Annotated in this window: 1 protein-coding gene; it reads right to left on the bottom strand. The window is 70.2% G+C overall.

From position 1 onward, the window contains the following. Positions 1-127: 127 nt before the first annotated feature. A complete protein-coding gene (locus tag A5673_RS28050; RefSeq protein ID WP_369806536.1) occupies positions 128-1,027 on the bottom strand; it encodes a transglycosylase SLT domain-containing protein in 900 nt (299 codons plus the stop codon). Positions 1,028-1,138 lie beyond the last annotated feature (111 nt).

A 1,138-nucleotide genomic window follows, 5' to 3' on the forward strand; every position in this document is an offset into this window, starting at 1 on the left:
ACTCCGACAACTCCTCAAAAAGCACCTCCAGGCGCTTCTTATGGTTCACCCCCAACGGAGGCGGCGTCGAAAACATAACCCCATCATCACAACAGGGTCCGACAAAAACCGGCCGCGTAGCGAGGCGCTACTGCGGATGACTCGCCACGTAGTCCGCGGCGGGGATCGGCGACGTCGCAGCGTAGCCGATGGGGAGCAACACGTCGCCCGCGGTGGTGCGGCAGTAGACGTCCCACCGGTAGTAGGCGCCAAAGGTCGACGGGTCGGCGGCCAGCAGCGCCGCGTATTGGTCGACGGCGCGGACGTATTGGTTCGCGTGGTTGTACTGGTAGATGGCGTGATCGCGATCGTTGGCAAAGCCGTTGGCCGCCAGGTAGCGCCCGGCCGCCATGATGCTGTCGCGGGGTGAGTCGATGTCGCCGCCCTGCCCGTAGCTGGCGAACGTCGCGGGCAGGAACTGCATGGGTCCGTGTGCGCCGGCGGTGCTGACGCCGTGGATGCTGCCGAGCCGGGTTTCGATGAGGTTGATCGCGGCCAGGTAGTTCCATCCCACGCCGGAGTCCGCCTCCGCCTGGTGGTAGTAGCCCAGCAACTCGTCGGCCGGGGCCGGCGGCTCGATGCGCCACGCGGGCAGCGTGTCCCGCACGGGCGTCATCGCGGTCAGCTGCCGGCGGGCGTCCACGTTGCGGTCGTAGACATCGAGGAGCGGCGCCGGGATTCGCGGTCGCGTGGTCGCATCCCATTCGGGGTGCAGCCCGATGGCGCGATAGGCCGCCTGCTGGCGCTTGGCCGCCGCCGTCAGCGCCGGCTCGGCCGTCGACGGGTCACGCAGCGCATGCTCGTCGGCGACCAGGTCGTCGGCCAGCTGCGCGGGGTCGGACGCCAGCTGCGGCTGTGCGCCCTCGGGCATCCTGGGCGCCTCCGCCACGGTGGTCGGCGCGGCCACCGCCGCGCCCGGCTGGGTGACGCCGGCGAGCACGAGCGCGATCGCCCCCAGGACAAGCGGCCCTACCCGGTTACAGCTCACGGTGTTCACGGTAGCCACACCGGCGGCAGATGCGAACCGGGTCGGCCCACTAATCCGTCAGCGCGTCCACGTGGTAGCGGCTCGCGGTCCAGGGCGGGGTGCCTGGGATCG

The organism is Mycobacterium sp. E3198, assembly GCF_001667015.1.
Lineage (GTDB): Bacteria > Actinomycetota > Actinomycetes > Mycobacteriales > Mycobacteriaceae > Mycobacterium.